Below are 5,817 nucleotides of genomic sequence, written 5' to 3'. Positions count from 1 at the left end.
TTGAAATTGAAGGTGTAAAATAGATTAATCGCGACAACTAGTTTGACAAACACCGTATGAAGCATACTCTAGCGAAACAGTAGCCAAAATTATTGATCGCGCTATACCGATATTCTCAGAGCATTCAAAATCATTCACCTGTATTTTTAGTGAGTTCGACAAAGCTTATAAAGAATCTCAAAAGCTAGATACTGCATTTTATCAGCTCAATCTTGAACATACTGCCAAATTAAGTAATACGTTAAATGAAAACGAGTCAGCAATCGCTTTATTTCCAGATCTATATGCCGAATATAAAGATTTAAAAGAAAGTATTCCGAATAGCTATTGGTTTAATAACCTTCATCAAAGATGCTTGGCTGCATCAGTTTGGATCATTCTTTTTACAACTGGATTGCGCAACATTGACATCAGACTTTCGTTGCTGAGAGATTGTTGGGTAAAAGACCCTGATAGTGATCTTATACATTATATTATTACTGATATTCAAAAAGTGCGAAAGGAAGATTATCCAATACCCGCTCCACCTATAACCATTCAAGCTATTGAATTCCTTAATGCTATCAACTTCGCACCAGCAGAAGTAAATAATTTATTAGCAAGATTATTTATGAAGGGTAAATATTGGGAAATCAATCAAAGTTACATGTTAAACAGTATTCTTAAAAGCTTTACTGATTGTTTTGATATTGATTTATTAGATGAAGTCAATGCCGATAGTAACCAAGATGGGGTCTGTCATAGAGCCAGAGTAACCCTTGCACAATGGATTGGAACCAACTCACCATTAGCCGTATTAATTGTAAAAAGGCTGTTTGCTCACACCAATGAAATAATGCCTGATCATTACTTAAAAAATAACATGGAAGTAAAAAAAGAAAGACAAAACATCCAACAGGCAACTTACATTAACTTAGCTGAAAATATGAGCGAGGCCATAGTAAAAGGAAAGTTTTCAGGGGGAGCTAAAGCTAGCTATCATGAGGGTGTTGAGATGATCAGGCAGAAGCTTCAACTAGAAAACCAATCGCTCGTTGGTGAGGAAATGCAAACAACCTTAAAGGAGCATATAAAAAATATTCTTATTGCAAGGATCAGAAATGGGGAAATGCTAGCAATGCAAACTCCCTTAGGCTTTATTTGCTTGCGCAATACGAAATCGACTAAACCAGCACCATGCGCAGCAAAGAAAGAGCAAATCAAAATGAAAGAATCTGATATTGACGTACGTTTTGCCAGAGCTTTACAAGCAAGCTACTTACCTAATCTAGATAACTGCCAAGGTTCTGATTGCCAGCATTCCTTTTTATTTGATAATCCAATGGCTCAGCTATTGCTTGAATCATTTAGATTTTACTGTAGTTACCTTAAAGGCGTTGGGCAATTCTCTACAAATAATTTAGATGCTGAAGCACAGCATTTTATTGATTTGTACTATCCACCGCTTCTAGAGGTTTACCCTGAAATTAAATCTGAAATGGAGGCTGTTTAATGGAAGAACAAAGCAACAAAAATAAGCCAAAAACAAATGAAGAAAGGCTGTTGAGATTAGAAACTGTTTTTGCTGAGCAGTCAGTTATTGCTATAAATAGCAACAAGATACGCGGAATAGCTACTATGAAAGTTATTTGTGATCTTGCAAATGTTGATACCAATTATGTTTATGGGCATATAGAGTGCCCTCCTGATATCGCAGCTCGATATAAAAGTTTTCATGATCGGGTTGTAGACTTTAATCAAAACTTTGTAAGCAATAAGAAAAAACTAAATGAGCACGCGGTTTCTGAAGTTCAAAAGCATAAACAGTCTGTTGATCAAAACCATCAACTATTGAAAGATAAAACTGATTTGCAAGCTCAGCTTGAACGCTCTAAAGATAAAGTCTTAAAGCTCATGGCTGAGAAAACCCATCTACAGGCCATAGCAACAGAATCAAATATCAGTTCAGAAAGAAACTTAGCTTCAATTTCAGATATTACGATAACTATAATCTCACCTGATTCGCTACTAGAACATGATGGCAAGTATAATTTCCATAATTCCAAAGCTAGAGATAAAGCATGGTCTACAGCTAGAGCGGAATTTGCACGACTCATGAAGAGAAAAGTGCCCCAGCGCGTCTACCTTTTGGTAGGCCCACCTTGTTCGGGAAAATCAACTTGGGCAAAAAAGAAGGACTTATATAAAGATAGACATGCCGTAATCATAGATGCCACAAACCTTACAGCAGGAGAAAGAGCAACTTGGATTATGCAATCTCAAAAAGCAAATGATGTGAAAATTTGTGTAGTTCGATTCTTAACTGATTATGTAACACTCGCAGCAAGAAACTTAAAAAGAAGTCATAAAAAAATAGATCCTGACATTCTTGAAAATAAATTTAATTCAGTTGAAGAAGTAGACCCTTCATTTGAAGAGATCGATGAGGTTATTTATGTGAGGGATGACAATGAATACTAAAGAGGTTTTATTACAAAAGTATACGGATAACGATAATCAACTAGGCAAACGAGAGCTTGGGCAATTAAGAAGAATTCTATTAACAGAAGTTCTTGATAATATCATTTCGAATGATTGCCTGAATGCTGATAAATGGCTTGATAAAAAGAAGAGCAGATTAGATAAGAATAAATTAGCGTCCGCTGTTGGGTATGGCATAACACCAGACAACATAAGGCAGTCTTTTGTTAAGCAAGTCAAGGAAGCTGAGGAAGTACTACGGGTTGTAGGAAAAATCATTGCTAAACCTAAAACTAACTGCCAAATACACAACGAGAATTTAGAAGCTTTCACCTCTTTTTTAAAAGAAAGGCTAGATGAAGATGGGTATTATTGGCCTAAAAATGCCAAGGGCTTTTTATACCGAAAAGCTATCTGGGCTTATTTTTTAGACATATCGCCTGAAGAAGTTAAGTACCTCCCTAGCTTTATTAGCTCTGATGCTGAATTAGCAGAAATGTTGTCCAACATAGATATTTTAATCGCAGAGGAGCAAGTTAAGTCAATTGACTATAAACGAGAATCAGCACTAGACGAGATGGAAGATACAATGACCAGCAGGGCATTGTCTTCAATGCGTCTACAACTCAAAGAAAAAAGTGAAGAAGTTGTTTTATTACGGGAAGAGCTAAAAGAAACAAAGCAAGAATTGGCAGAGTTAAAACAACAACAAAAATCATTGTTGTCACAAGGCTTAACAGCTTTCAAACAAGGAAGTGCGCATTAATGGAAGAAGTCATTTTCGCAGGTACAATATCTAATGTGCTCTACAGTCATGAAAACCAGCAAGTCTTTAGGGTTAATACTCAAAAAAAGGCTATTAAAGTTCTTTTAAGCCATTCTCACGCTCATTTTGAAGAAGGTGAGCATGTTCAAGTCATTGGACAAACAGAGTTTAACTATAAGTATGGTGAGCAGGTAATCGCATCATCTGTAGAATTATGTGATGTAAGTAATGATTTAATTAAAAGTTTTCTTATTTCGACAAATGGAGTTGGTGAAAAGACAGCTAATAAATTAATTGTTAATTTAGGAAATGACCTTCTAAACCTAATCGAGAAAAGAGACGTTTCAGCTATTAAAAAACAAGGAAACGTCTCAAAAACTATTGCTGAAGTAATATGTTTTAATTGGCATAAACAAGCAGGAAAAGTTGAGCTTATAAAATTTATACGAGAGGTACTAAAAGATGCTTCCCAAAAGGAAGTAAGTGCTATTATTAAAATTGCTAAAAAAGCATACTCCTTCTATGGAGACGAAACAGAAAACAAGCTTAGAGATGACCCTTACAGAATATGGGCTTTCGGTACTTTTAAACAGGCTGAGATATTTGCGTCAGCACTGAAAATTAAAAAGGATGATAAGCGAAGACTTGTATGTGCTGTTGAAGATGTCCTCTTCACTCATCTAAAAAGAGGCTCAACACAGGCAAGTCCGTTGAATTTTTCTAAAGATCTAGAGAAATTAGTTGGTAAAGATCTTGTTATCAAGGCCATTGTATTAGCTCTCGATCAATCAAAGACACCTAACCCTAGAATTGTAGTTACTGAACCACAAAATTTTAATGAGCTTAGTGATACAGATCGCCTTTATAGCAGGATGTTTGCTTTGCCCTCAGCAGTGATCATGGAAAATTATGTTAGGGAACAAATTAAAACCAGATTAATGCAAGGGATTTTAAATATTACTGTTTCTGATAGCGAGTTAGAAGATTATACGCTACCGGGAGGGCACAACCTTAGCCATCAGCAAAGAGAAGCTGTCAAAGTTGTTTTAACCAATGCCGTTTCTTGCGTCTCAGGAGGCGCTGGCACAGGAAAAACATCAGTACTCTACTGTGCTCATAATTTAATAACAAACGCTGGTAATAGCGTTTTACAGGTGGCTTTAAGCGGCAAAGCTTCGAGAAGACTAGCTCAGCAGACAGAGCAAGATGCGATGACTATCGAAAAATTGCTTAAAACGATAGAGTATAACCCAGACTATCTCAATCAATTTCAAACCCCTCTGGTGTTGATAGATGAAGCATCAATGGTCGATATACATTCTATGTACAGAATATTAAAAGTATTAGAGAAGCGACCAGCTAGGTTAGTATTTGTTGGGGATTGGGCGCAATTATCACCAGTCGGTCCGGGACTTGTTTACCATAAGTTAATGGAGTCGGAATTTGTACCTAAGGTAGAGCTAACTCAAAACTTCCGTTCAACAAAAAATATACTAGAAGCATCTGACGCTATTAAAGCTGGCAAAACTTTTGAACACTCTAAAGAAGTAAATATTATTGAATGCAGCTCACTAGATGAAATGGAAAAGCACTCAATTCGTCAATATGAGCTTCATTTAAGCGCTCAATCAATGCATATCATAGCAGCGAGAACTAGAACTGTTGCAACTATTAACCTTCAGTTACACAAGCTAATAACAAAGAATCGAAAAATTGTAGCTTGTGCGCCACATTTTCGTGTTGGAGATTCTGTCGTTTACAAAGCAAATAATGAAGAGCTTGGCATAGTAAATGGCTCAACAGGCGTTGTGATTGGTGGTAATGATGAAATTATAGAAGTTGATTTTGATATTGAAGGTCTAGTTGTTATTCCCAAAGAGCAAATCACAAATAACTACGCTGGAGAATATCTTTTACAACATGGTTACGCTCTTACTTGTCATGCTTCCCAAGGCTCAGAGTTTGATGTTGTCATTGTTGTTGTTGAGAATTTTGAATTGGTAGATCGGTCTTGGTTATACACCGCTATAACCAGAGCTAAAAGAAAAGTTATTGTTCTTACAATGCCAGAGTCCATAAACAATAGCCTTAAAAGGGGCTTTAACTATAAGCTGCGAGAAGTTGGTTTTGAGATATGAGTAACGTAGTAGATTTTCCGAAAAGTGACGATGATTCAGTTTTAAGAACAACTGACAAATACCTTTTGTCCGAAGTCACAGTAACAAAAAGAGCTGACTCTAAGTTTCCAATGGTTTTAATTAAAGACACTGGCCTCCTGCACGAACACGCAAATGAATTTTTGCTAATGCGCTTTAACCACCCTTCATTTATTGATGAAGAACTTGAAGAAATAACTAATACGACATTAAAAAACTATGCTGACCACATAAGGTATTGGCTTAATATATGTTCTCTATTGGATACTTCATATTTGAGTGCAAACTACGGATTTATGCTCTCTGTTCTAAAGACCATGAGAAAAGAGGGTACAGAGGAAGGTTCCATAAGTAACTATGTATCTACTTGGCGATTATTCGTAAGCGTACGGCCATTACACCTAGTATCTTTATTTAAGTGTCCACTTGTTTTTT

At 36.2% G+C, this 5,817-nt stretch carries 5 protein-coding genes; all 5 read left to right on the top strand.

Features of this window, described 5'->3' with window-relative positions; genetic code table 11:
• The first annotated feature begins 355 nt into the window (after positions 1–355).
• On the top strand, positions 356–1,492 hold the full coding sequence (locus tag NLF92_RS12505) for a hypothetical protein (RefSeq protein WP_254102484.1): 1,137 nt from the start codon (positions 356–358) through the stop codon (positions 1,490–1,492).
• The gene (locus NLF92_RS12500; RefSeq protein WP_254102482.1) at positions 1,492–2,460 is read left to right on the top strand and encodes an ATP-binding protein; all 969 of its coding nucleotides are present in this window, start codon (positions 1,492–1,494) and stop codon (positions 2,458–2,460) included. Before NLF92_RS12505 ends, NLF92_RS12500 begins: the two co-directional genes overlap by 1 nt.
• Complete coding sequence (locus tag NLF92_RS12495; RefSeq protein ID WP_254102480.1) at positions 2,450–3,226, top strand: hypothetical protein; 777 nt, start codon at positions 2,450–2,452, stop codon at positions 3,224–3,226. Before NLF92_RS12500 ends, NLF92_RS12495 begins: the two co-directional genes overlap by 11 nt.
• The gene (locus tag NLF92_RS12490; protein ID WP_254102478.1) at positions 3,226–5,364 is read left to right on the top strand and encodes an ATP-dependent DNA helicase; all 2,139 of its coding nucleotides are present in this window, start codon (positions 3,226–3,228) and stop codon (positions 5,362–5,364) included. The genes NLF92_RS12495 and NLF92_RS12490 overlap by 1 nt, the downstream gene beginning before the upstream one ends.
• Positions 5,361–5,817 (top strand): hypothetical protein (locus NLF92_RS12485; protein ID WP_254102476.1); only part of this gene is annotated, 457 nt, incomplete at its 3' end. The genes NLF92_RS12490 and NLF92_RS12485, both read left to right, overlap by 4 nt.

The sequence above is a fragment of the Opacimonas viscosa genome (assembly GCF_024199005.1).
Classification (GTDB): domain Bacteria; phylum Pseudomonadota; class Gammaproteobacteria; order Enterobacterales; family Alteromonadaceae; genus Opacimonas; species Opacimonas viscosa.
This window is presented reverse-complemented; position numbering and strand designations above follow the sequence as displayed.

Bases quoted from the DNA above. Each gene is read 5' to 3' on its own strand.
- NLF92_RS12500 (WP_254102482.1), top strand. From the start codon at position 1,492: ATGGAAGAACAAAGCAACAAAAATAAGCCAAAAACAAATGAAGAAAGG.
- NLF92_RS12495 (WP_254102480.1), top strand. From the start codon at position 2,450: ATGAATACTAAAGAGGTTTTATTACAAAAGTATACGGATAACGATAAT.
- NLF92_RS12490 (WP_254102478.1), top strand. From the start codon at position 3,226: ATGGAAGAAGTCATTTTCGCAGGTACAATATCTAATGTGCTCTACAGT.